At 49.4% G+C, this 24,826-nt stretch carries 18 protein-coding genes; 2 read left to right on the plus strand and 16 right to left on the minus strand.

From position 1 onward, the window contains the following. Positions 1 to 7: 7 nt before the first annotated feature. The 10 genes from BEA93_RS09350 to asd all read right to left on the minus strand — a co-directional run bounded on the left by BEA93_RS09350 (position 8) and on the right by asd (position 16,009). Positions 8 to 523 (minus strand): fimbrial protein, encoded by a 516-nt coding sequence (locus BEA93_RS09350; protein ID WP_072274845.1) that lies wholly within the window; start codon positions 521 to 523, stop codon positions 8 to 10. A gap of 47 nt (positions 524 to 570) precedes the next feature. Continuing rightward, positions 571 to 3,162: a fimbrial biogenesis usher protein gene (locus tag BEA93_RS09355; RefSeq protein ID WP_105224499.1), complete on the minus strand. Its 2,592-nt coding sequence runs from the start codon at positions 3,160 to 3,162 to the stop codon at positions 571 to 573. A gap of 41 nt (positions 3,163 to 3,203) precedes the next feature. After that, positions 3,204 to 3,956, minus strand: coding sequence for a fimbria/pilus periplasmic chaperone (locus BEA93_RS09360; protein ID WP_105224498.1), 753 nt, complete (start codon positions 3,954 to 3,956; stop codon positions 3,204 to 3,206). A 121-nt stretch (positions 3,957 to 4,077) separates the two neighbouring features. Further along, entirely contained in the window at positions 4,078 to 4,782 is a 705-nt protein-coding gene (locus BEA93_RS09365) for a fimbrial protein (RefSeq protein ID WP_001517251.1), read from the minus strand. 483 nt (positions 4,783 to 5,265) lie between these two features. Next, on the minus strand, positions 5,266 to 7,713 hold the full coding sequence (glgP, locus tag BEA93_RS09370; RefSeq protein ID WP_000993434.1) for a glycogen phosphorylase: 2,448 nt from the start codon (positions 7,711 to 7,713) through the stop codon (positions 5,266 to 5,268). Positions 7,714 to 7,731: 18 nt separating this feature from the next. Further along, entirely contained in the window at positions 7,732 to 9,165 is a 1,434-nt protein-coding gene (gene glgA, locus BEA93_RS09375; RefSeq protein ID WP_001197632.1) for a glycogen synthase GlgA, read from the minus strand. After that, on the minus strand, positions 9,165 to 10,460 hold the full coding sequence (gene glgC / locus BEA93_RS09380) for a glucose-1-phosphate adenylyltransferase (protein WP_000624233.1): 1,296 nt from the start codon (positions 10,458 to 10,460) through the stop codon (positions 9,165 to 9,167). The genes glgA and glgC overlap by 1 nt, the downstream gene beginning before the upstream one ends. 17 nt (positions 10,461 to 10,477) lie before the next feature. Continuing rightward, entirely contained in the window at positions 10,478 to 12,451 is a 1,974-nt protein-coding gene (glgX, locus tag BEA93_RS09385; protein ID WP_000192558.1) for a glycogen debranching protein GlgX, read from the minus strand. Further along, complete coding sequence (glgB, locus tag BEA93_RS09390) at positions 12,448 to 14,634, minus strand: 1,4-alpha-glucan branching enzyme (RefSeq protein ID WP_000116221.1); 2,187 nt, start codon at positions 14,632 to 14,634, stop codon at positions 12,448 to 12,450. Before glgB ends, glgX begins: the two co-directional genes overlap by 4 nt. A 271-nt stretch (positions 14,635 to 14,905) precedes the next feature. Then, positions 14,906 to 16,009, minus strand: a complete 1,104-nt coding sequence (asd, locus tag BEA93_RS09395; RefSeq protein WP_001517255.1) for an aspartate-semialdehyde dehydrogenase — start codon at positions 16,007 to 16,009, stop codon at positions 14,906 to 14,908. Between the two features lie 192 nt (positions 16,010 to 16,201). Here asd and yhgN point away from each other — a divergent pair, with 192 nt between their 5' ends. Then, positions 16,202 to 16,795 carry an NAAT family transporter YhgN gene (yhgN, locus tag BEA93_RS09400; protein ID WP_001002535.1) on the plus strand — a complete coding sequence of 198 codons (594 nt, stop codon included), beginning with the start codon at positions 16,202 to 16,204 and terminating at the stop codon, positions 16,793 to 16,795. A 285-nt stretch (positions 16,796 to 17,080) separates the two neighbouring features. Here the strand turns inward: yhgN and gntU are convergent, their stop codons facing one another. From gntU to BEA93_RS09425, 5 genes are all read right to left on the minus strand, one after another. Further along, on the minus strand, positions 17,081 to 18,421 hold the full coding sequence (gene gntU, locus BEA93_RS09405; RefSeq protein WP_000210103.1) for a gluconate transporter: 1,341 nt from the start codon (positions 18,419 to 18,421) through the stop codon (positions 17,081 to 17,083). A gap of 3 nt (positions 18,422 to 18,424) precedes the next feature. Continuing rightward, positions 18,425 to 18,952 carry a gluconokinase gene (gene gntK / locus BEA93_RS09410; protein WP_000108330.1) on the minus strand — a complete coding sequence of 176 codons (528 nt, stop codon included), beginning with the start codon at positions 18,950 to 18,952 and terminating at the stop codon, positions 18,425 to 18,427. A gap of 138 nt (positions 18,953 to 19,090) precedes the next feature. Next, positions 19,091 to 20,086, minus strand: a complete 996-nt coding sequence (gene gntR, locus BEA93_RS09415; protein ID WP_000730265.1) for a gluconate operon transcriptional repressor GntR — start codon at positions 20,084 to 20,086, stop codon at positions 19,091 to 19,093. A gap of 93 nt (positions 20,087 to 20,179) precedes the next feature. Further along, complete coding sequence (yhhW, locus tag BEA93_RS09420) at positions 20,180 to 20,875, minus strand: quercetin 2,3-dioxygenase (RefSeq protein ID WP_016249303.1); 696 nt, start codon at positions 20,873 to 20,875, stop codon at positions 20,180 to 20,182. A gap of 121 nt (positions 20,876 to 20,996) precedes the next feature. Next, positions 20,997 to 22,034, minus strand: coding sequence for an oxidoreductase (locus tag BEA93_RS09425; RefSeq protein ID WP_061090565.1), 1,038 nt, complete (start codon positions 22,032 to 22,034; stop codon positions 20,997 to 20,999). A gap of 477 nt (positions 22,035 to 22,511) precedes the next feature. Between BEA93_RS09425 and yhhY the strand changes: the two genes are divergently transcribed. Next, entirely contained in the window at positions 22,512 to 23,000 is a 489-nt protein-coding gene (gene yhhY / locus BEA93_RS09430; protein ID WP_001517259.1) for an N-acetyltransferase, read from the plus strand. Between the two features lie 60 nt (positions 23,001 to 23,060). On the opposite strand, the gene ggt is transcribed toward yhhY, so the two are convergent. After that, the gene (gene ggt, locus BEA93_RS09435) at positions 23,061 to 24,806 is read right to left on the minus strand and encodes a gamma-glutamyltransferase (protein WP_000595054.1); all 1,746 of its coding nucleotides are present in this window, start codon (positions 24,804 to 24,806) and stop codon (positions 23,061 to 23,063) included. Positions 24,807 to 24,826 lie beyond the last annotated feature (20 nt).

The following is a 24,826-nucleotide window of genomic DNA, read 5'->3' on the forward strand; positions in this document are numbered from 1 at the left end:
ATTATCCTCACTGATAGTCTATATCAAAGTACAACAGTGCATTTGCCTGCCCCGCATGTACGTTTTGCTGAGTTGACTTATAGCGGAGTTTAAAGTCTAAACTGGCATCGCCATTATTATCTAAAACTAATTCTTTGAAACCTGACTCATCATTAATTGCAATAACTTTATCATCGTTATCTAAAATTTCGACGCCCACTCCAGTTGCACTATCTGCACTGGAAGTAAGGCGTAATAAGGTGGTATTGATGGTGTCTGTATCCCCGCTAAACCGCACATTAGCACTGACTCCTGAACTATAAATAGTACTGGTTGCCGTTGGACATCCTTCCAGATTTATCGTAAATGTATGACTGCCAGAAACATCTCCCACATTTAAAAAATCATTGGCGTCATAAGTTCCCATGCTTACTGGCTGGTCTTTACTTCCAGTTGTAATATCACATGTTTTTGCTAATAACTGACCTGTAAATGTGACCACGACGGTATCGTTAGCAAGTGCATTACATGAAACCACCACCATGAATAATGAAGTAAAAATTAATAAAATAAATTTCTGTAATATATTCATTAGCGGCACTCCAGATTTGCATAGCTAATAGCATTATCTATCTCGCTTTTCGGTAATTGATAGCTTGCCTGACATTGCTGATAAGAACCGTCGCCCCACTGTATATTTATTATGCCTTGTAAAGGCAAACCGGAGAGATAAACCTGACCACTGTCGCCAACAATTCCTGTAATCTGAGTCGTCCCCTCCGTGGGGACACTGGCTGTCGCACCAAATGGAACAGGTTTATTACGATAGCGAACATTAAATAAACCACGAATACCGACATGGGCATTAAACTCAGCGCGAACTAAAGCGCCTTTACTGGGTATCACTTCCATGCTGGTAGCATCTAATTCTGTATGCATACTCATAGACATAGGGTCTAAAGAGATATTATTACGCCGGTATTCCGTGGCATAAGGTACGACAGCATAGCCACGCCAGTCTGTCTTCACTCCCGTTCCACGTTCCACATTTACATTGTTTGCCCCAGGTGCTTTTATCAGTATATTTGTTTCACCTAACGGCTGGCTTAGCGTGAGACCATTTTCATGAACAACCAGGGCACCACTTAAACCATAGTTAAATTGCTGGTTACCATTATTATCGTAGCTGTATCCTGAATTTAGTGAACCATAAGCACCACGGTAGTTTAAACCTACCGATCCATTCCCACCATTATTCTGATTGGCGAAATTTTGTTGAATGTTATAGTTAAGATTATGTTGCTCCAGCAGTGAGCCTGATACTCCAGCATACTGATTCACATGGCCGCTATTATCCTGACTGTAACCATAAGTCGCAGTCATAGAATTTGATGCATTACGCCCATCAACGGCTGGTGATAGCCAATTGCTGATCGGCAATGAGACATTGACGGATAAGATTCTGTCAGCATCAGAACCCGGTGATTTGCTATAATTATAAGCAACATTTAAATAAACCCCATGCACGCTCGTATTATAGCCGACCTGATATAAGGTATCTTTATTATTCGTATTCCAGTAACTTTGCTGACTTGCCGCCAAATACATAGAACCATATTTACCTAATGGTTGCGATATATTTGCCTGAAACTTTCCTCTTTTGTTATAACGCAAATTGTAAAAATCATTCCAGTTATAAACATAGTCTTTTTCATTAAGAGTATCTGGATCGATAACTGTCCCCGACATTTGTTTATATGTGGTATCACTCAACGAATAAAATCCTTCCGTCGAGTAACGATAACCAATAATCTGAAAAGCCGTACCTGTTTGCACTAATGATTTTGAGTATAGAAAACGGTACGATTTCCCTTGATGTTTACTGCCATCGGCAAGCGTGCTATTGGCTTGCGTCAAATCGAATGACGTCGCTCCAAACATACCAAGATTGAACCCCAGCCCGAGAGCTATTGCCCGATAATTATCAGAATATTGTATTCCTCCATATGCAGTAATATCCCAGGGTAATCCCCAAATCAAATCGCCCTGAAAGATATATGGATTATTTTGATTGTAACTATTAGTACGATATTTACCGGCCGTCGCGGAATATTTTATATGGCCTTCGCGTTGAAGGATGGGAACAGCGGCGTAAGGAATGGTATAGATAGTTTCGGAATTATCAGACTCTTTGATCGTAACTTCCAAATCCCCTGCGGAAGACGTAGGGTTCAGATCGTTGATTTCAAAAGGTCCGGGAGGAATATAAGTCTGATAAATAACATAGCCATTTTGTTTAATCGTTACCTGAGCATTGCTTTTAGCAATGCCGCGCACAGTAGGGGCAAAACCACTTTGGCTATCGGGCAGCATGTTTTCGTCGGACTCAAGTTTAGCACCACGAATACTCACGCTGTCGAAAACATCTGATGAAGACCAGGTATCACCCAGTGTTAATTCACTTTTGAAAGGAATAATTACCCGTTGTAATGTACTACTCACATGTGCAATTTTCCCCGGTGAATTACCTGAACGACTCCATGTAGAGTAATCACGAAAACGCCACGCCCCTAAATTTAAACCTGAACGCAGATTTAAATAATAGCTATCAGACACGTAGTCGCCACGATCACTATTGCCAGAAAAATCATAATTAATAAGAACTGCCGGGATACCATTATCCCATTCTTCAGGTGGAATATAGCCACGTGCCTCATGCTTTAATATTGCCTGCGGGAAAGTCAGTTTGAGTCGTTGCGCATCAAGTTCAGGTGTATATTGAACTTCTGCAAACCATATACGCAAATCGAGACAATGATTCCCCTCATCTTGCGCCTGCTCCGGCAATGCACTTTTGTTGATTCCTAAAATGACTAATTCATCGAGCGAAAAACAGGGAATCAACTGATTCTGCTCATCAGCTTTGAAAGTGACCTTACGTGATGTCAAAGGCGAATCATTGACCCATATTTCAACCTCATAACTACCAGGTAGATAAGTCATCCCTTTCTCAAAACGAGATAAATCAGCAACAGCTTCAGTATCACCTGACAGAAAGGCAGGGTTAAAGCGCATACCCGCCACTGAATACGCAGGCAAAAGTGTCAGTAGAAGCGGTATACACTGCCCCATCTGCTTGTTCCTTGCCATCCAGTGTTCGAGTTTTTTGAGCTTTAGGTTCATGTCCCTGACCTGAGTTGCTTTAACGTTTTAATCTTCCAGGTTTATTGCATCGTTCCCTTTTGCCTGGCCGTTGTGGCACCGTAATCATTGATAGTTTGATAAGTAATTTCGCCCGCTAACGTCACCGGAGAAGATACTGTGATGTCGCTTTTTGGGGGAACAAACGTATTGGGTAATTTTACCCCTTGCACCCTGATTCCTGTCACCGTCAGATAATAGGGAGAAAGATTAATGATTTTCAGTTGTTTACCTTCGTATTTAAATCGCAACATATCCCGTGCTTTACCAGCCTGAACGGGTAAGTTAGTCGGACGGTAAAATAATTTAATCCTGTTTTGTAACGCCAGTTGTAATGTGTTTTTCTGGGTATTCTTCTCATCCGTCGGAGGAATCGCTTTCACGTTCATCCAGAATAGTGTTTCACGGTCAGTCGGTAACTGTGTTTTACCAATAAACATTATCCGCAGTGATGCTTCTTTTCGGGTTGGCAACATAAATAATGGAGGCGTAACCACAAAGTTTGGACTTTTCTTACCACTTTGATTGTCATCCACCCATGACTGAATTAAATAGCTGGTATTGGACCCACCATTCTGCACACTTAACGTAATTTGCTGACTGTCAGATGGATAAACCAGACGCGTAGAACCAAGACCGAAACCACCCGCTGCAATAGCGTTGATAGATATGGCGGACAGTAAAAATAGAGCACCGACCCTTATGGCATATTGAGTCTTCAGCGAAGGTTTAATGTTTCTATTTGCAAAACATTTATTTTTTGAAATCCATCTCATACTGCATCCTTGTAGATGAAAATTAACTGCAATTATTAACTCGTGTATATTTATTATAAATAAACACGTAGTATTAATTTCAGGCTACAAATAACTGTAACCTGAAATTATATTGCTGTAATTATTCGTACAGCACGACGAAACTGGCCGTAGATTTCACCAGACCTGGTGCAACGGTACTACCGTTCTGAGCATATCCCGCGGTAAATGCAGCGATAAAATCATGGGCGGTTGCATCGCCAGGAATCACGTAAGCCGCCGAAGAACTACTCCCCTGAGGAGATTGTGTATTCAGTTTAACCAGGCCATCAGTTGTCGTGTTTTTAGAATAAATACGAATCCCTACTCCAGTTGCTCCCGCTTCGCCAGTACCATCAGCATCAGCAGCCCCTTCCACTTCATTGGCAAGCGTCTGGTTGGCACCGTCCGCTGCACCAGTAAAACGGAATTCAATATTTTGACTGGTCGTATTGCTACAATCGGTTAGTTTAATGTTGAAGTTAGTCTGGTTACTGGCACCCGTTGCTTCAGTATCGATGCCCGTGAAAGCGTTAGAAGGTACGACTGGCAGTACCACTTCAATCTGTTTCGATTCTGTTGCAATCTTACACGTTGCTTTAACCACGCGACCAGTAAAACGAATGTTTCCGCCCATCGCATCGGTGTTGTCATCCATATCGGTAAGTTTCGGATAATCAACGGTGCTCCAGTCTGTATCGGCACCACCAAATTGTGATGCATCGCCTGGCGCAGCGGTTACCGCAGTTGACATCAGCATACCTGATGCGAGTAAAACTACGGATAAATTAGATAGATTGAATTTCATTTATACCTTTCCTTTTGTTAAAAAATCCAAGCAATATTGGCGATTATTATTACATTCAGCTTTAACAAGTCACATTATTAAGATGAGCAAAGCTGGCGTTGGTGAATCCCAGGGGGATTTTATTAAGGGATAGATTGACTTAAAAATATTATATGTGCTGTTTAGCAATGTAACTAAAAAATCCCATACTCGCAATGAGTGACTTTATATAAACATACAGTAGATTGAAAATAAAGGGTTTTATTTTAAACAGAATAGCTGAGGAGTGGTGAAATATATAAATATAACGAATGATTTATTGGTTATTTATTTATGGTGTTTATTATATGATGCGTACTCAGATGAAATTTTTTATTAATAATTTATTATTAATAGATGCTGTGTGTAAATCGTCATGACATATTATTTATCTGATATAAAAATGCCGTATGCCCATTAACGATAGTTTTAAATGGAACACACGGCAGTTATCACTTTGCGAAATTACAATCTCACTGGATCAATATGCCAGATAAGATCGGCGTACTCTTTGATGGTCCGATCAGAAGAGAAGTAGCCCATATTGGCGATGTTCAGCATCGCTTTGGCTGTCCACTCTTCCGGACGCTCGTAAAGTTCGTCAACCTTATCCTGGCAATCGACATAGCTGCGATAATCCGCCAGTACCTGGTAGTGATCGCCAAAGTTGATCAGCGAATCAACCAGATCGCGGTAGCGGCCCGGATCTTCCGGACTGAACACGCCGCTGCCGATTTGCGTCAGCACCTGATGCAGTTCTTCATCTTTCTCGTAGTATTCACGCGGTTTGTAGCCCTGACGACGCAGTTCTTCCACTTCTTCCGCTGTGTTACCAAAGATAAAGATATTGTCCGCACCGACATGATCCAGCATCTCAACATTCGCGCCGTCCAGCGTACCGATAGTCAGCGCACCGTTAAGTGCAAACTTCATGTTGCTGGTGCCAGAAGCTTCTGTCCCTGCCAGTGAGATCTGTTCGGAAAGATCGGCCGCCGGGATGATCAACTGCGCCAGGCTGACGCTGTAGTTCGGGATAAACACCACTTTCAACTTGTCGCCAATCTGCGGATCGTTGTTGATCACCGTCGCTACATCGTTGATCAAATGGATAATGTGCTTCGCCATGTAATAGGCCGATGCTGCCTTACCGGCAAAAATATTCACACGCGGAACCCATTTCGCATCAGGATCGGCCTTGATACGGTTATAGCGGGTGATAACGTGTAACACATTCATCAATTGACGTTTGTATTCGTGAATACGTTTGATTTGCACATCAAACAGCGCTTTCGGATTCACCACCACATTCAGTTGTTGTGCGATGTACTCCGCCAGACGCTTTTTGTTATCCAGCTTCGCCTGATGAACAGCATGATTGACCATCGGGAAATCACAGTGCTGTTGTAGCTCGTTTAATTGGCTCAGGTCGGTACGCCAGTTACGCCCCAGGTGTTCGTCCAGTACGGCTGAAAGCGACGGGTTCGCCACCGCCAGCCAGCGACGCGGCGTCACACCGTTGGTGACGTTGGTGAAACGTCCTGGGAAGATTTTCGCAAAGTCGGCAAACAGCGATTGCACCATCAGATTAGAGTGCAACTCCGACACACCGTTAACTTTGTGACTGACCACAACAGCCAGCCAGGCCATCCGCACACGACGCCCATTAGATTCATCAATGATCGACGCCCGTCCCAACAAGTCGGTATCGTTCGGATACTGCTCCTGCAAGGTTTTCAGGAAATAGTCGTTGATCTCAAAGATAATCTGCAAATGACGCGGCAGAATTTTACCCAGCATATCGACCGGCCAGGTTTCCAGCGCCTCGCTCATCAGCGTGTGGTTGGTGTATGAGAAGACCTCACAGCACACTTCAAAAGCGTCGTCCCAGCTAAATTTGTGCTCATCAATCAGCAGGCGCATCAGCTCAGGAATCGACAGCACCGGATGGGTGTCGTTGAGATGAATCGCGATTTTATCCGCCAGATTATCGTAGGTTTTATGCAACTGATAATGGCGACTTAAAATGTCCTGAATGGTTGAGGAGACCAGGAAATACTCCTGACGCAAACGCAGTTCACGCCCGGAATAGGTGGAATCATCCGGGTAAAGCACGCGGGAAACGTTCTCGGAGTGGTTTTTGTCCTCCACCGCCGCGAAGTAATCTCCCTGGTTAAATTTACCGAGATTAATTTCGCTACTGGCTTGTGCGCTCCACAGACGCAAGGTGTTTGTCGCGTCAGTATCATAACCTGGGATGATTTGGTCGTAAGCCACGGCCAAAATTTCTTCGGTTTCAATCCAGCGCGTTTTCTTGCCTTCTTGCTGAATACGACCGCCAAAACGCACTTTGTAGCGCGTATTGTGGCGTTTAAATTCCCACGGATTGCCGTACTCCAGCCAGTAGTCCGGAGACTCTTTCTGACTGCCGTTAACGATGTTCTGTTTGAACATACCGTAGTCATAACGGATTCCGTAACCGCGTCCCGGCAACCCTAAAGTCGCCAGTGAATCCAGGAAGCAGGCCGCCAGACGCCCCAGGCCGCCGTTACCGAGGCCCGGGTCATTTTCCTCATCAATCAACTCTTCGAGATTTAATCCCATCGACTCCAGCGCACCCTGGACATCGTCATAAATACCTAACGACAGCATGGCATTGGAGAGAGTTCGGCCAATCAAAAACTCCATCGACAGGTAGTAAACCTGACGAGTTTCTTGCGATAGCTGGGCACGGTTCGAGCGTAACCAGCGCTCCACGAGACGATCGCGCACAGCAAATAACGTTGCGTTCAGCCATTCATGTTTATTGGCTACGACCGGATCCTTTCCAATCGTAAACATCAGCTTATAAGCGATAGAGTGCTTAAGAGCTTCTACGCTAAGCGTGGGCGATGAATATGTAAACGGAGCATTCATATAGGCGTTTCCTGAAAACTATTTCAAGCGATAGTAAAGCTCACGGTACGACTTCGCCGCGACCTGCCAGCTAAAATCCATTGCCATAGCCTGACGTTGCACAAACCGCCACAGCGAAGGGCGGGACCACAGAACAAAAGCGCGCCGAATAGCCCGTAACAACGACCAGGCATTACTATCTTCAAAGACAAACCCACTGGCGACGCCATCTGCAAGGTTCTCAAGAGAACAGTCAGAAACCGTATCAGCAAGCCCACCGGTACGCCGCACTAACGGCAGCGTGCCGTACTTCAATCCATAAAGTTGCGTTAAGCCGCACGGTTCAAAACGACTGGGCACCAGAATGACGTCCGCGCCGCCCATAATGCGATGCGAAAATGCTTCGTGATAACCAATCTGTACACCAACCTGCCCAGGATGTTCCGCCGCTGCGGCAAGAAAACCTTCCTGCAACACCGGATCGCCCGCGCCGAGTAACGCCAGTTGTCCACCCTGTTCCAGAAGGCCCGGTAAGGCCTCCAGCACCAGGTCAAGACCTTTCTGGCTGGTCAGACGGCTCACCACTGCAAAAAGCGGCACCTTATCGTCAACCTTAAGCCCCATTGCGATTTGCAACTGGCGCTTATTCTCCGCTTTATCCTCCAATGAATCGCGGGTGTAACGCGAGGCTAAAAGTAAGTCCGTCTCTGGACTCCATATTTTCTCGTCCACGCCGTTCAGTATGCCGGAAAGCCGCCCTTCACGATGACGTTGCTGGAGCAGACCTTCCATACCGTAGGCAAACTGAGGTTCAGTAATCTCACGAGCGTAGGTCGGACTAACCGCGGTAATGTGGTCAGCGTAATACAATCCGGCTTTCAGGAAAGAGATTTGCCCGTTGAACTCCAGTCCGTGAACATTAAAGAATGACCATGGCAATTGGATGTCATTCATGTGATGTGCATAAAACATGCCTTGATAGGCCAGATTGTGCACAGTAAACACCGACTTCGCCGGACGCCCACTTGCCGCCAGATACGCAGGCGCAAGGCCTGCATGCCAGTCGTGCGCATGCACCACATCAGGACGCCAGAATGGGTCAAGCCCGCTTGCCATCTCTGCCCCAACCCACCCCAGCAGTGCAAAACGCAATACGTTGTCGGTGTAGGCAAATAAGTTGGTATCGTGATACGGGCTTCCGGGACGATCGTAGAGATGTGGCGCATCAATCAGGTAAATGCCAACCCCGTTGTAATGCCCGAACAGCAGCGTGAAATGCCCAGCAAAGGTATCACGACGAGATACCACCTTTGCATCGGTCACGCCGCGGCGAATATCGGGAAATGCAGGCAACAGTACGCGAGCGTCAACGCCGTCTGCGATTTGTGCTGCGGGTAATGCCCCAATAACATCAGCCAGACCGCCGGTTTTAAGCAGCGGGAACATCTCTGAACATACATGTAAAACCTGCATTATCGCTCCTGTTTATACCCTAACTTCCGTAGCATTTCGCGCGTAACCAGCACGATGCCTTCTTCTGAACGATAGAAACGACGTGCATCCTCTTCTGCATCCTCACCAATCACCATGCCTTCCGGAATAACACAAGCGCGGTCAATGACACAGCGACGCAGACGGCACGAGCGACCTACCCATACTTCTGGTAGCAATACGGCGGAATCAATGTTGCAGAATGAATTCACGCGAACGCGTGAGAACAGAACGGACTGCACCACCACCGAACCAGAGATCACACAACCGCCAGAAACCAGGGAGTTAAGGGTCATCCCGTGGCTACCGGAGCGATCCTGAACGAATTTCGCTGGCGGCAATGATTCATTGTAGGTACGAATCGGCCAGTTGCGATCGTACATATCCAGTTCCGGCACGACAGAGGCCAGATCGAGGTTCGCTTTCCAATAAGCTTCCAACGTCCCCACATCGCGCCAGTACGGCTCGGCGTCCGGGTCGGACTGTACACAAGAGAGCGGGAATGGATGCGCATAGGCGAGGCCTTCTTCGGTAATTTTTGGAATCAAATCTTTACCAAAGTCGTGGCTGGAGTTTTCATCGCGATCGTCTTCTTCCAGCAGTTCATACAGGTAGTCTGCGTCAAAGACGTAGATCCCCATACTCGCCAAAGATTTGCTCGGATCGTTTGGCATTGACGGCGGGTTAGCCGGTTTCTCAACAAATTCGATAATTTTATCGTTTTCATCGACAGCCATAACACCAAATGCAGAGGCTTCTTCAATTGGGACTGGCATACAAGCAACGGTACAACGCGCACCTTTTTCGACGTGGTCGATAAGCATTCGCGAATAGTCCTGCTTGTAGATATGGTCACCCGCCAGGATTACTACATACTCCGCTTTATAACGGCGAATAATGTCGAGGTTTTGGGTAACTGCATCTGCCGTACCGCGATACCAGTTTTCCCCTTTCATTCTCTGCTGCGCTGGCAGCAGATCGACAAACTCGTTCATTTCTTCATTGAAGAACGACCAGCCGCGCTGAATGTGCTGCACCAGGGTGTGAGACTGGTACTGGGTGATCACGCCCATACGGCGGATACCGGAGTTGATGCAGTTGGACAGAGCAAAGTCGATAATGCGGAACTTGCCGCCGAAGTGTACGGCAGGCTTTGCTCTCTTATTGGTTAAATCCTTCAGGCGAGTACCGCGTCCCCCCGCCAGAATCAAGGCAACAGACTTCAATGGCAGCTGGCGTGCCAACATTAAGTGATCGTTCTTCTCTAAACTAATCATGACTAACTCCTTTTTTATCATCTCTGGAACACACACAATCCGTGTGCAGGTCCCGGCCAGACAGCCGTAATCACTGGGTTATCCTCTCCAGCGAATGGGGGAATGGCATGCCACTCCCCTGCAGGTAAAACAATCTCTGTTACCTCAAGCGTGGCGTTTATTGCGATCAAGAAACGATCCGAAAGCAAAATTTGCAGTTGCTTCGGCCCGTTCTGCCACTCATCCGAGCTTAAAGATTGAGCATATCGATTTAGCCAACGGACATTGCCGTCGCCTTCTTCCCACCAGCGATCCTCTACCAAAGCAGGAATGCGCTTGCGCAGATGGATTAACGCGGCGGTAAACGCGATTAAACCACTGCTTGCTTGCGACCAGTCCAACCACGTTAGTTGGTTATCCTGACAGTAAGCATTGTTATTGCCATGCTGGCTGTGACCATGTTCGTCACCGGCCAGTAACATCGGCGTACCCTGGGAGAGCAACAACGTTGTTAACAGGGCGTGAATGCTGTCGCGCCGCCGTTCAACCAGATCAAGAGTACCGCCTAATCCTTCTTTACCATGATTGTTACTGTAATTGTTGTTGGTTCCGTCGCGATTTTCTTCTCCATTTGCTTCATTGTGCTTATGGTTGAAACAAACGCAGTCGCGAAGCGTAAAACCGTCATGTGCTGTGACCAGATTAATCGCAGCACTCGGCAGACGGCCATTACGTTTAAAAACATCACTGGATGCGGCAAAGCGTCCGGCAAACTCTCCCAGAGGTAAATCATAATGCAGCCAGAAACGGCGGGCGGCATCGCGGAAATGATCGTTCCACTCGGCAAACAGCGGAGGGAAATTCCCCACCTGATAGCCGCCGGGTGCGATATCCCACGGTTCAGCAATCAGCTTCACTTGCGAAAGCACCGGGCAATTCTGGATAGCGATAAACAGCGGCGCATCCTGACGAAACTCCGGCGTTCTCCCCATGACTGTTGCGAGATCGAAACGGAAGCCATCAACGTGACAGGTTTCCACCCAATAGCGTAGACAGGCGCTGGCGTATTCCACCACTGCCGGATGGCTCAAGTTGAGTGTGTTGCCACAGCCGGTCCAGTTGTGATAATCGCCGTCTTCTCTTATCCAATAATAGCTACGGTTATCGATCCCGCGCAGTGAGAATACCGGACCGTCGAGATCCAGTTCCGCACTGTGGTTGAGCACGATGTCGAGAATGACCTCAATGCCCGCTTTATGCAGGGCTTTGACTGCATCACGAAACTCATCCAGCGCCGTTTCTGGCGAGCAGGCATACGCCGGATGCAGCGCAAACAGCGCCACCGGGTTGTAACCCCAGTAGTTGCTTAGCCCCATGCGTTGCAAACGCGGCTCACTGGCAAATTGCGCCACCGGCAGCAGCTCCAGTGCGGTAATGCCCAACTGTTTTAAATAGTTGATCATCACCGGATGCCCCAGGGCTTTATAAGTGCCGCGGATCTCTACCGGGATCTCCGGGTGCAAGTAGGTTAATCCTTTGACATGGGCTTCATAAATGATAGTGCTGCCCCACGACGTGCACGGCGGGGCATCATCTTCCCAATCATAGTGGTCCACTACCACGACACATTTCGGCGCAATGGCAGCATTGTCGCGATAGTCAGGTTCACTATGGCCAGCGTGCAGCAGCGGGTTATCTTTAAATTCCCCGACAATCTGCCGCGCGCAAGGATCAATCAACAACTTCGCCGGGTTAAAGCGATGCCCCATGGCGGGTTGCCATGGGCCATGAACGCGATAACCATAACGCAAACCCGGGCGCGCATCCGGCAGATAACCGTGCCAGATATCGCCACTTCGTCCTGGCAAGTCATACCGATGTTCTACGTCCTGGGCGTCAAACACACACAGCTCTACCCGCTCGGCATGAGCGGAGAAGAGCGTAAAGTTGACGCCCTGGCCGTCGTAATGCGCGCCAAGGGGAGCGGGTTTGCCAATGGCAAGTTGTGTCATTCTCCCTCCCGAACCAGCCAGATAGTGGCCAGCGGCGGTAGTGTAAGGCTTAATGAATGCTGACGACCGTGGCTGGCAATCTCATCGCTGTGTACCGCGCCGCCATTGCCGGCATTACTACCGTGGTAGTGCATAGAATCAGTGTTGAGGATTTCACGCCATTTACCCGGCTGATTAATGCCAAAGCGATAGTCATAGCGCGGCACCGGCGTAAAGTTACTGGCAACGATAATTTCATTCCCCTCTTTATCGCGGCGAACAAAAATCAGCACCGAGCGTTCATGGTCATCCACCACCAGCCATTCAAAGCCATACGCGTCGAAATCCAGCTCATGCAGTGCTTTATGATGACGATAAGTGTGGTTCAGATCGCGTACCAGACGCTGGACACCGTGATGCCAGTTGTCACCGCCTTCCAGCAGATGCCAGTCGAGGCTGGCATCGTGGTTCCACTCTCGCCCTTGGGCAAATTCATTACCCATGAACAGCAGTTTTTTGCCCGGAAACGCCCACATCCAGGCATAGTAGGCGCGCAAATTGGCAAACTTCTGCCATGCATCACCCGGCATTCTGTCGAGAATCGATTTTTTGCCGTGCACCACTTCGTCGTGCGACAACGGCAGGACGAAGTTTTCAGTGTAGTTGTAGAGCATCCCGAAGGTGAGTTTATCGTGATGGTATTGACGATAAATCGGGTCGAGCTTCATGTAATCCAGGGTGTCGTGCATCCAGCCCAGGTTCCATTTGTACCAGAAGCCCAGGCCGCCAATATCCTGAGGACGAGAAACGTTCGGGAAGTCGGTAGACTCCTCCGCCATCGTTACCGCGCCAGGAACTTGCTCACCGATAATACGGTTGGTATTGCGCAGGAACTCAATCGCTTCCAGATTCTCGCGTCCACCAAACTCGTTGGGGATCCACTCACCCTCTTTACGGCTGTAATCACGATAAATCATCGACGCTACTGCATCGACACGCAGCGCATCAATACCAAAACGTTCAACCCAGTACAGCGCGTTACCGACGAGGAAATTGCTGACTTCACGACGTCCATAGTTGTAGATCAGGGTATTCCAGTCCTGGTGGTAGCCTTCACGCGGATCGCTGTGCTCATACAGGTTCGTACCGTCAAATTCGGCAAGCGCAAAGTCATCAGTCGGGAAGTGCCCCGGCACCCAGTCGAGAATAACGTTCAAACCGGCTGCGTGTGCGGCATCAATGAAATAACGGAAGTCATCACGAGTACCAAAACGACGAGTTGGCGCATACAGACCCGTCGGCTGATAGCCCCAACTGCCATCGAACGGATGTTCATTAATCGGCAACAGTTCGAGGTGGGTAAAGCCCATCCACTTGGCGTAAGGCACCAGTTGATCAGCCAGTTCGCGATAGCTTAGCCAGAAGTTGTTGTCGGCGTGACGACGCCAGGAGCCCAGGTGAACTTCATAGATAGAGATTGGCGCATCAAACTGATTCGCTTTTTTGCGCTCTTCAGTCTGTACGACTTTTTCAGGCAGTCCGCAAATAAGGGAAGCGGTTTCCGGGCGCATCTGCGCTTCGAAAGCATAGGGATCAGACTTCAGACGGAGATTACCGTTAGCATCAATCATCTCGTATTTATAGAGCTGACCGTTATGCGCGCCAGGGATAAACAGTTCCCAGATACCGCTTTCTTTACGCAGACGCATTGGGTGACGGCGGCCATCCCAGTAGTTGAATTGCCCAACGACCGAGACTCGTCGGGCATTTGGTGCCCAGACAGAAAAACGCGTGCCGGTAACGCCATCCATAGTATCAGCGTGCGCGCCTAAGGTTTCATATGGGCGCAGGTGAGTACCTTCAGATAACAGCCAGGCATCCATTTCCTGGATTAAAGGACCAAAACGGTAAGGATCATCAATCAGGTTCTGCTGACCATGCCAGACAACAGCCAACTGATAACGGAAAAAATTCTTACGCCGCGGTATGACGCCGCTAAAGAATCCACGAGAGTCGAGACACTCCAGTTTAGCGACTTTGCGTCCGGTTTTTGGTTCAATCACCCACACATCGGTGGCATCAGGTAAAAGGGCACGGACTTCCAGTCCCGCTGTAGTTTTATGCATTCCCAGTACGGAAAATGGGTCTGCAAAATGGCCTGCAATTAGCGCGTTTATCACGTCTCTATCGATACGAACGGACATGCTTGTCTTCCTGTTTTATTGTGTCACCCCATCCAACTGATTTTTGACATCTGGTTGTGACATTTTTTTGACCTGAACGACGCAGCACTCTGTGCATCCTCTCTGCGTCGTCCTCCCTTCAGGTAAGGCAGTGAATACCCAGGTATTCTGCCACCCTTAAAGAATAGCCAATGCTTTATCTAACTCCCGGTAAATCATGAAACATCTGCGCTTACTCCTGTATTACGCACTAAAAGGGGCGGCATCGCGCCCCAAATTTAATGAATAAAGATTACGCCAGTTGACGAAGCATCCGACGCAGCGGCTCCGCGGCCCCCCACAGCAACTGATCACCCACGGTAAAGGCTGACAGGAATTCTGGTCCCATATTCAGTTTACGCAGGCGCCCTACAGGCGTGGTCAGCGTGCCGGTAACGGCTGCTGGGGTTAGCTCACGCATCGTGATTTCACGATCGTTTGGTACTACTTTCGCCCACGGATTGTGCGCAGCCAGCAGTTCTTCCACGGTCGGAATGGATACATCCTTTTTCAATTTAATGGTGAATGCCTGGCTGTGGCAGCGTAGTGCCCCGACACGCACACATAAGCCATCTACCGGGATCACGGAAGATGTGTTGAGGATCTTGTTAGTTTCCGCTTGCCCTTTCCACTCTTCGCGGCTCTGACCATTATCGAGCTGTTTGTCGATCCACGGAATCAGGCTACCAGCCAGCGGCACGCCAAAGTTATCAACTGGCAGTTCGCCGCTGCGGGTTAGCGTCGTAACTTTGCGTTCGATCTCGAGAATAGCAGAGGAGGGGGTCGCAAGTTCATCCGCCACATGGCCATACAACTGACCCATCTGGGTTAATAACTCACGCATATGTCGCGCACCACCGCCGGAAGCCGCCTGGTAGGTCGCAACGGAAACCCAATCAACAAGATTATTAGCGAATAAACCGCCCAACGACATCAACATCAGGCTGACAGTACAGTTACCGCCAACAAAAGTCCTGATGCCTTTATTTAATCCGTCGGTAATGACGCCCTGATTAACAGGGTCAAGGATGATGATGGCGTCATCTTTCATGCGCAGAGACGATGCTGCGTCAATCCAGTAACCTTGCCATCCGCTTTCACGAAGCTTTGGATAGATTTCGTTGGTATAATCGCCGCCCTGACAGGTCACGATGATATCGAGAGCCTTCAGCGCTTCCAGATCAAAAGCATCCTGAAGTGTGCCGGAGGTGCCGCCAAAGGACGGCGCAGCCTGGCCAGACTGGGAAGTCGAAAAGAAGACAGGGCGAATGGCGTCGAAATCGCGCTCTTCAACCATGCGTTGCATGAGAACGGAGCCGACCATACCGCGCCAGCCGATAAAACCAACATTTTTCATAAGCGTTTTTTTCCTGCAAAGATGTGTGCTGTATAAATGTGCCTGTGTCCTCATGGCACATCTTTCACCATACAAAAAGCAGCCAAAGTCGCAAGTGAAATTAATCAATGATAGCGAAGCCATCAGTAATGCGACTTATCCTGCTTTAACAGCACGCAGAAAGTCCACCGCAATTATCAGGGAACTTGAGTTATGAATGAAATCATTTCTGCAGCAGTTTTATTGATCCTGATTATGGATCCGCTCGGAAACCTACCTATTTTTATGTCCGTACTAAAACATACTGAACCGAAAAGACGCCGGGCAATCATGGTGCGAGAATTGCTCATCGCGCTATTGCTGATGTTAGTGTTCCTGTTTGCGGGCGAGAAAATTCTGGCATTTCTTAACCTGCGGGCAGAAACCGTCTCTATTTCTGGCGGCATCATTCTTTTTCTGATTGCCATTAAGATGATTTTCCCCAGCGCCTCGGGTAACAGTAGTGGACTTCCGGCAGGTGAAGAGCCGTTTATCGTGCCGCTGGCAATTCCACTGGTGGCGGGGCCGACTATCCTCGCCACGCTGATGCTGCTGTCACACCAGTACCCGAATCAGATGGGCCATCTGGTGATTGCCCTGTTGCTGGCCTGGGGCGGCACATTTGTCATTCTGCTACAGTCATCGCTCTTTTTGCGCCTGCTGGGCGAGAAAGGGGTAAACGCACTGGAACGCCTGATGGGGTTGATTCTGGTAATGATGGCAACCCAGATGTTCCTCGACGGTATTCGGATGTGGATGAAGGGGTAATGTTCAAACAGGTGCTGCGCACAACCAGCATTTTTCGCCGCTGATTAACCACAGCATCTATAGCTTCCCATTGCCCTTCCCTGAAGGTAGCGGTGGCGTTACTTAACATCCGTTGTAACAGCAATTCAGCTCCGTGTTTCTCCATCATCTTCTCCTGCGTCCGTTAACGCAGTGATTAGAATGGATAATGAGCCAGTGTTTTTGCGAGAGAGATCAAAAAGATGAAGAGAGGGGAAAAGAGAAATGAATTACTGCGAGCAAGCTCGCAGTAATTTGTCGCGGTAATTAACTCAACAACTGAAACGCAATCATTCCGACGATGGCACCGACAGTACCAAGAATGGTTTCCATCATGGTCCAGGTTTTCAGCGTTTCGGCTTCGGTCGCGCCGGTAAATTTACCGAACAACCAGAAACCGGCGTCGTTAACATGGCTGACTACAATCGAACCACCAGCGATACAAATCGACAGCGCCGCCATTTGCGCACCGGAGTAATTCAGTTGTTCAATAACCGGCATCACCAGCCCCACCGCCGTTAAACAGGCAACGGTTGCAGATCCCTGAATGATGCGCACCGCCGCTGCCAGCACGAAGCAGGTGATCGCAATCGGCAGGCCCATCCCGGTTAACGCTTCGCCCAGCGCCGGACCTACGCCAGAGTCAACCAGCACCTGTTTGAACACACCGCCCGCACCAATCACCAGCAGAATAATCCCCGCAGGTTGCAGCGCGTGACCGCAAATCTCCATCACTTTGTCTTTCGGCATACCCTGACGCATCGCCAGACCATAAATCGCCACCAGACAAGCAACCAGAATCGCGGTAAATGGATGGCCAACAAACTCAAACCATTCATAAGCCGTTGACCCTTCTGGCACAAAACGTGCAGCAATGGTTTTCAGCCCAACCAGTACTAACGGCAGCAGGATCAGCGACAAACTGAATCCGAAGGACGGCATTTTGCCTTCGCCAAGATGCGGTTCACTGATGTCGTCAGGAATATGCAGCTCAACGTAACGGCTGATGAAATTACCCCACAGCGGGCCGGCAATAATCATCCCCGGAATTGCCGCACACAGGCCAATCAGGATCATCCAGCCAAAGTCGGCATTCATCTGCGATGCCAGCAGCATTGGCGCTGGCCCCGGCAGCAAGAACGCCGCTGCCGCTGCTACGCCTGCAAACAGCGGGATAACCAGCTTTACCAGGTTTGTGCCCGTGTGGCGCGCCATTGAGAATGCAACGCTAATCAGCAGAACAATCGCCACTTCAAAGAACAATGGTAACGCACAGACCAGACCCGCAAGGCCAATGGCATAATGCGCGCGGCTGTGACCGAAGGATTTGAGCATTTTGACGGCAATCTGATCGACTGCGCCGGTTTCATGTAAGATCTTGCCAAACATGGCTCCCAGGGCGACAACCACCGCCAGGAAACCAAGAGTGCCTCCCATCCCTTTTTCCATCGTCGCTGCGATTTTATCGAGCGGCATACCGGAAAAAAGGCCTGCCCCCATAGACACCACCATCAAAGCCAGGAAAGCATGCATACGCGCCTTCATGACTAAAAACAGCAGCAGTAAAACAGACCCTACTGCTGTTAAAACAAGCGTTAATGTAGTCACTACTTATTTGCCTTTTTTAATAACCTCAATGGTGCTTGCCACAACACCTTCCAGCGGCTGATCGATATCTACCACCAGTACATCGGTTTCGTCCGCACCCGGTTCCTGCAGCGTTTCAAACTGCGTCACCAGCATTTGGGTTTTAAAGAAATGGCCTTTGCGCGCTTTCAGGCGGCTTTCAATCACATCAAAATCGCCTTTCAGGTAGATGAAAGAGAGATTTGGATTACCTTCACGCAGCAGGTCGCGATAGTGCTTTTTCAGTGCAGAACAGACGATCAGCGACACTTTATTGGTACGCTGCATGGCAAACGCGGCGTCGTTCAGCGCCTGTAACCACGGTTTACGATCATCATCATTCAACGGTTCACCGGACGCCATTTTTTCGATATTGCGACGCGGATGGAGGAAATCGCCATCAAGAAACGCGGCATGAAGTTGATGCGCCACTTCACTGGCGACCGCAGATTTGCCGCTGCCCGATACGCCCATCAGAACGTAAATGTGGTGATCATGGTTAGTCGTGCTCAAAGTGGTGCCCCCACAGTACAAGAATTAAAAATGTTACGGGTAACTGTTATCGGTAACATTGTCCGGCCGGACAAAAACAGAAGCAATATCCATCCGTGCCTTAAGTGTATAAGTGTGAGCTACTTCAAATTTGTGAGCTTAAATAGATCCGCCCGGTGACAAGGTGAAACCTAAATCTAACATTTTCGGTGTCACCGCTTCGCCACGAATACGCGCCAGCAGGCGCTCAGCGCCAATGCTGCCCATCCGCTCACGCGGCGTCAGCACGCTCGCCAACCGTGGCTCCATCACCTGACCAATATCGTGACCGTGGAAACCGGCGATCGCCATATCATCAGGGATTTTCAGCCCCAGGCGCTGACATTCAAATGCCGCGCCAACGGCCAGGTCATCGTTGGTACAGAACACGCCATCTAACTGCGGATATTCCCGCCGCGCCTGGCGAATCAGTTCAATACCAGAAGAGTAAGAAGAGGATTGCTCGACCATCACGCTATACGGCACCAGGCCGGCATCCAGCATCGCCTGCTCATATCCCTTCTGTTTGATGATAGTACGTTCATCGAGGCGCGCACCAAGATAAGCCACATGACGATGCCCACGGGCAATGATAGCGGCGGTCATCTGCCGTGCCGCTTCAAAGTTATTAAATCCGACAGCGATATCGAGACACGGCGACTGGCTGTCCATCAGTTCCACCACCGGAATACCTGCCACTTCAATCATCTTTAATGTGCGCGGCGTGTGGGTACGTTCGGTGAGGATCAGCCCGTCGATATTCCACGAGAGCATCGATTCGAGGCGTTCTTGCTCCATTTCCGGTTTATAACCGTAGTGAGCCAACATGGTTTGATAACCGTGTGCGTCGGTAACGCTTTCAATTCCGCGTAACACTTCGGCAAAAACCTGGTTAGTCAGAGAAGGTAGCAGGACGCCAATCGCCCGACTGGTGGCGTTTGAGAGGATATCGGGTGCGCGATTGGGAATATAACCCAGTTCATCAAGAGCGGCAGCGATCTTGCCGCGCAGGGCGACGGAGACTTGCTCCGGGTTGCGTAAAAAACGACTGACCGTCATTTTGGTCACGCCTACACGATCAGCCACATCCTGAAGTACGGGTCTTTTCTTTTTCATCGTCCTGAAAGGTACAAAAGGGATAGATTCCTTTAGTTTACCACGGACGCATCAGAACCTTCCCGATTCCTCGGGAAGGTTTGTGAGATAAATTTAGACTGGCGGTAAATCGAACAGCAGAATTTCACTGTCGCTATCGGCGTGGATGGATATCGCCTGCTCATCCCAAATTGCCAGGCCATCGCTGGTCGAGGCTTTTACGCCGTTAATGGTGACGTTGCCTTTCACCACCTGGATCCAGACGCGGCGTTCAGCGGCAATCTGATGTATTGACTGTTCATCTTTCACCAGCGCCCAGCGGTACAGCTCCATATCCTGATGCACTTTCAACGAACCGTCACGCGCATCCGGCGAGAGCACCAGTTGTTTGCCCTGTACGGCATCGAAGCGACGCTGTTCATAACGCGGCGTAATGCCGTTTTCTTCCGGCATGATCCAGATCTGATACAGATGCAGACGCTCGGTGCTACTTGGGTTGTACTCTGAGTGACGAATACCCGTACCCGCACTCATAATCTGAAACTCGCCCGCCGGAACCTGTTCTTTGTTCCCCATGCTGTCCTGATGCTCAACCGCACCTTCCAGCACATAGGTCAAAATTTCCATATCTTTATGTGGGTGAGTGCCGAAGCCCTGCCCTGCTTCAATCACGTCGTCGTTAATCACACGCAGCGCGGAGAAGCCCATAAAGTTCGGATCGTAATAGTTGGCAAAAGAGAAAGTGTGCCAGGAGTCCAGCCAGCCATGATTCGCATGGCCACGTTCATTTGCTTTGCGTAAGTAGATCATTTGTATTCGCCCCCTGAATGATTTGATGGGCTTAGTGTGGACCCGATCCGTCCGGGATGATAGAGGGTGAAAATTGACCCCTCTGTTCAAAAAAATTGAACTATTTGAGGGGGCATAAAACTTACTTCGCGAGAGTTACCGTGGAGGGTGAAGCTTGCTCAAAACCGCGCTCAAGGATTTCCAGATTAGTAAGAACTTCAGATTCCTTGACGTAATTTGGCGCACCGGTAGTAATGGTTTGATACAGCGCATCGTAGACGCGTCCGTAATCTCCCACTTCCGGCTTCATTTCCTCTCTTACCGTAACGCCCTCGTCATTGACATACTCCAGCACACCGACCGAATCATCCGCCGCGAATCCCGCTTCGCCCGGCATAATATTAGCCTTCAGGCTGGTTTCCTGCTGGTCAATACCGTATTTAATAAATGTACCTTTCTTACCGTGAACGATAAATTTCGGATAATCGATTTTCACCAAATGGCTGGTTTTGACGATGGCTTTCAAATCACCATAAAACAACTGCGCTTCGAAAGTGTCGTCCGGATTGGCTTTATTACGCAGGCTGCGAATATCGTAAGCCACATGATCCGGGCGACCAAACAGTGAAATAATCTGGTCGAGGGTATGCACGCCAAGACCATAGAACGCGCCATCTTGCGGTAGTCCGGGTTTAGTTTCTGCCACCGGGCGGTAGTAGTCAAAATGGCTTTCCACTTCGACAATCTCTCCCAGCTTGCCGCTTTCAATCGCTTTTTTCGCCGTCAGGAAGCAGGAGTCAAAGCGACGATTCTGATACGGCGTGACGGTCAGCCCTTTACTTTTTGCCAGCGCAAACAGCTCTTTCGCTTGCGCAAGCGTAGGGGTGAACGGTTTTTCGACCAGCACATTTTTTCCGGCCTCCAGCGCGCGCTTCGCATACTCGAAGTGACTGTCAGCATGGGTGCAGACGACAACCAGCTTAACGTCGGGATCATTTAATACTTCGTCGAGATCGCTGGTGAAATGAATATGGGAATAGATGGGAGCCTGTTCTTCCGGCCTGGCATGGCGGCGAAAAATATGCGCGACATGCCAGCTATCCTTGCGGTTAAGTACATACGGCAGATGGTAACGGGTGGTGCTTTTACCGAAGCCAATGAAGGCGCAGTTAATGACCATAGTTTCGTCCTTTTTAAGGTGGTTAGTGACACCTTAGCGCAAAGCGGACGTGGTTCCTATGCCTGTGTTTCAGTACGTCAGATTGTTGGCAAAGTGCACTTTGATCATGCCGGATGCGGCGTGAACGCCTTATCCGGCCTACACAAAATGGCATCGGTTTGTAGGCCTGATAAGCGTAGCGCATCAGGCAATTTTGCATTTGTCTCAACACGAGCACTTCCCGTGGGCAAAATAGCAAGTCAGCCTGGCTGAAACGAAAGCAAAAAAAAAGCCAGCACCCGGCTGGCTAAGTAATACTGGAAGCAATGTGAGCAATGTCGTGCTTTCAGGTTCTCCGCGAGGGTCTTCCTGATCGCGAGACAATAATAATCATTCTCATTCGCACTTGTCCAACACTTTTTGCAAAAAAATGCATTTGACTCGCTTTTGAAAGTCAATGATGTTGAAAGGGACATTTACACCAAAGAGGACAGAGGAATGAATGAGATAGTGATACGCCACGCTGAAACGCGCGATTACGAGGCTATTCGGCAGATTCACGCCCAGCCGGAGGTGTATTACAACACGCTACAGGTGCCTCATCCTTCCGCTCATATGTGGCAGGAGCGACTCGCCGGGCATCCCGGCATCAAGCAACTCGTCGCCTGTATTGATGGAGACGTCGTAGGTCATCTTACCATTGACGTACAGCAACGCCCGCGTCGCAGTCATGTTGCCGATTTTGGTATCTGCGTCGACTCCCGCTGGAAGAATCGTGGCGTCGCCAGTGCCCTGATGCAAGAGATGATTGAAATGTGCGACAACTGGTTGCGGGTAGATCGCATTGAGCTAACGGTGTTTGTCGACAACGCCCCGGCAATTAAAGTCTATAAAAAATACGGCTTTGAGATTGAAGGAACTGGCAAGAAGTACGCATTGCGAAACGGTGAATATGTTGATGTGTATTATATGGCGCGGGTGAAATAGAAAATTTGCAATCTAAGTTTGTCATTTAAGCCCTCACCTACCGGGAGAGGGCTTAACATATTAATACCCCGCCGTTAAATCATCTACCGAACGTGGATCAGATGCGCCGTACAACTCACCGTCCGGAGCAACCATAATGCTTTGCGTGCTGCCCATCGCTTCTTTCAGCGCCACTTTCTGGCCTTTTGCTTCCAGTAGCTTGAGCGTATCCGGGCTAAATCCTTTCTCCACTCGCAACTCGTCCGGCAACCACTGATGGTGGAAACGCGGCGCATTAGTCGCTTCAGCGACGTTCATTCCATAATCGATACTGTTCACTACCATTTGCAGCACGGTGGTGATAATTCGGCTACCGCCAGGGCTGCCAGTGACCAGCCAGGTTTTGCCATCTTTCACCACAATGGTTGGTGACATCGATGACAGCGGGCGCTTGTTCGGCCCTACAGCATTGGCATCACCGCCTACCAGCCCGTACACGTTCGGTACGCCCGGTTTGGCCGAGAAATCATCCATTTGGTTATTAAGCAAAATACCGCTCTCGCCCGCGACAATACCCGTACCGAAGGTGGTGTTCAGCGTATAGGTCACCGCCACCGCGTTACCGTCTTTATCCACCACTGAATAATGGGTGGTTTGATTACTCTCATAAGGCGCAAGCTTGCCGGGGCGAATTTCGCTGGACGGCTTCGCTTTATTGATATCAATTTGATCGGCAATAGATTTGGCATAGGCCTTATTCGTCAGCGCCTGCCACGGTACTTTGACAAAATCCGGATCGCCAAGGTATTCCGAGCGATCGGCATAGGCATGTTTCTCGGCTTCGGCCATGATTTGCATCGCATCAGCGCTACCAAAGCCATATTTCTTCATATCGAAGTTTTCCAGAATATTGAGGATCTGCACGATATGAATCCCACCAGAAGATGGCGGTGGCATGGAGTAAACCTGATACCCGCGATAATCGCCGCTAATCGGTGTGCGTTCGACCGCTTTATACGCGGCCAAATCCTCTTTGGTAATCAAACCACCGTTTTTCTGCATCTCCTGGGCAATCTGCTCAGCTATTGTGCCTTTGTAAAACGCGTCCGGGCCATTTTCGGCAATCATCTCCAGGCTCTTTGCCAGGTTCGCCTGTACCAACTTGTCGCCCTTTTTCAGCGGCTCCCCCTCTTTCCAGAAGATAGCCTTGCTGTTTTCGTGATTCGGCAGCACTTCGCTACCATAGGTTTTGAGATCGTCAGCCAACGCATCGTTAACGATAAAACCATCACGCGCCAGTTTAAACGCGGGCTGAACCACTTTGTTCAGCGGCATGGTGCCGTATTTATCCAGCGCCAGCGAGAAACCTGCTACCGTGCCCGGCGTGCCGGAGGCCAGATGCGAAGTGAGTGATTTTTTACTGTCCGGGTTGCCCTGGTCATCGAGGAACATATCGCGGGTCGCTTTGGCAGGTGCCATTTCGCGGAAGTCGATAGCGGTGGTGTTGCCATTTTTAGTGCGGATCAGCATAAAACCGCCGCCCCCCAGATTCCCCGCCTGCGGATGCGTTACCGCCAGCGCATATCCCACCGCCACGGCAGCATCCACGGCATTCCCGCCCTCCTTGAGGATATCTACCCCCACCTGAGTGGCAGTGGCATCGACAGAAGCCACCATTCCCTGCTTCGCGCGCACCGGATGGAAGACATCCTCCTCCACGCCATACGAGACGGGCGGCGGCGCAGGTGGCGCGGCTGCCGCACTAAAACAACATCCTGAAAGTAAAGTAGCAATCGCCGCCCGGCGTAAAAACGTCGGTTTTATCATCGTTATTCTCCAGTTGTATG

Origin of the sequence: Escherichia sp. MOD1-EC5950, assembly GCF_002965345.1 — a bacterium.
Lineage (GTDB): Bacteria > Pseudomonadota > Gammaproteobacteria > Enterobacterales > Enterobacteriaceae > Escherichia > Escherichia marmotae.

Excerpts from the sequence above, each read along its gene's own strand:
- ggt (WP_000595054.1), bottom strand. The coding sequence starts at position 24,806 with ATGATAAAACCGACGTTTTTACGCCGGGCGGCGATTGCTACTTTACTT.
- BEA93_RS09350 (WP_072274845.1), bottom strand. The coding sequence starts at position 523 with ATGGTGGTGGTTTCATGTAATGCACTTGCTAACGATACCGTCGTGGTC.
- BEA93_RS09355 (WP_105224499.1), bottom strand. The coding sequence starts at position 3,162 with ATGAACCTAAAGCTCAAAAAACTCGAACACTGGATGGCAAGGAACAAG.
- gntR (WP_000730265.1), bottom strand. The coding sequence starts at position 20,086 with ATGAAAAAGAAAAGACCCGTACTTCAGGATGTGGCTGATCGTGTAGGC.
- BEA93_RS09365 (WP_001517251.1), bottom strand. The coding sequence starts at position 4,782 with ATGAAATTCAATCTATCTAATTTATCCGTAGTTTTACTCGCATCAGGT.
- yhhW (WP_016249303.1), bottom strand. The coding sequence starts at position 20,875 with ATGATCTACTTACGCAAAGCAAATGAACGTGGCCATGCGAATCATGGC.
- glgA (WP_001197632.1), bottom strand. The coding sequence starts at position 9,165 with ATGCAGGTTTTACATGTATGTTCAGAGATGTTCCCGCTGCTTAAAACC.
- BEA93_RS09425 (WP_061090565.1), bottom strand. The coding sequence starts at position 22,034 with ATGGTCATTAACTGCGCCTTCATTGGCTTCGGTAAAAGCACCACCCGT.
- yhgN (WP_001002535.1), top strand. The coding sequence starts at position 16,202 with ATGAATGAAATCATTTCTGCAGCAGTTTTATTGATCCTGATTATGGAT.
- glgB (WP_000116221.1), bottom strand. The coding sequence starts at position 14,634 with ATGTCCGTTCGTATCGATAGAGACGTGATAAACGCGCTAATTGCAGGC.
- glgC (WP_000624233.1), bottom strand. The coding sequence starts at position 10,460 with ATGATTAGTTTAGAGAAGAACGATCACTTAATGTTGGCACGCCAGCTG.
- asd (WP_001517255.1), bottom strand. The coding sequence starts at position 16,009 with ATGAAAAATGTTGGTTTTATCGGCTGGCGCGGTATGGTCGGCTCCGTT.
- BEA93_RS09360 (WP_105224498.1), bottom strand. The coding sequence starts at position 3,956 with ATGAGATGGATTTCAAAAAATAAATGTTTTGCAAATAGAAACATTAAA.
- glgP (WP_000993434.1), bottom strand. The coding sequence starts at position 7,713 with ATGAATGCTCCGTTTACATATTCATCGCCCACGCTTAGCGTAGAAGCT.
- glgX (WP_000192558.1), bottom strand. The coding sequence starts at position 12,451 with ATGACACAACTTGCCATTGGCAAACCCGCTCCCCTTGGCGCGCATTAC.
- yhhY (WP_001517259.1), top strand. The coding sequence starts at position 22,512 with ATGAATGAGATAGTGATACGCCACGCTGAAACGCGCGATTACGAGGCT.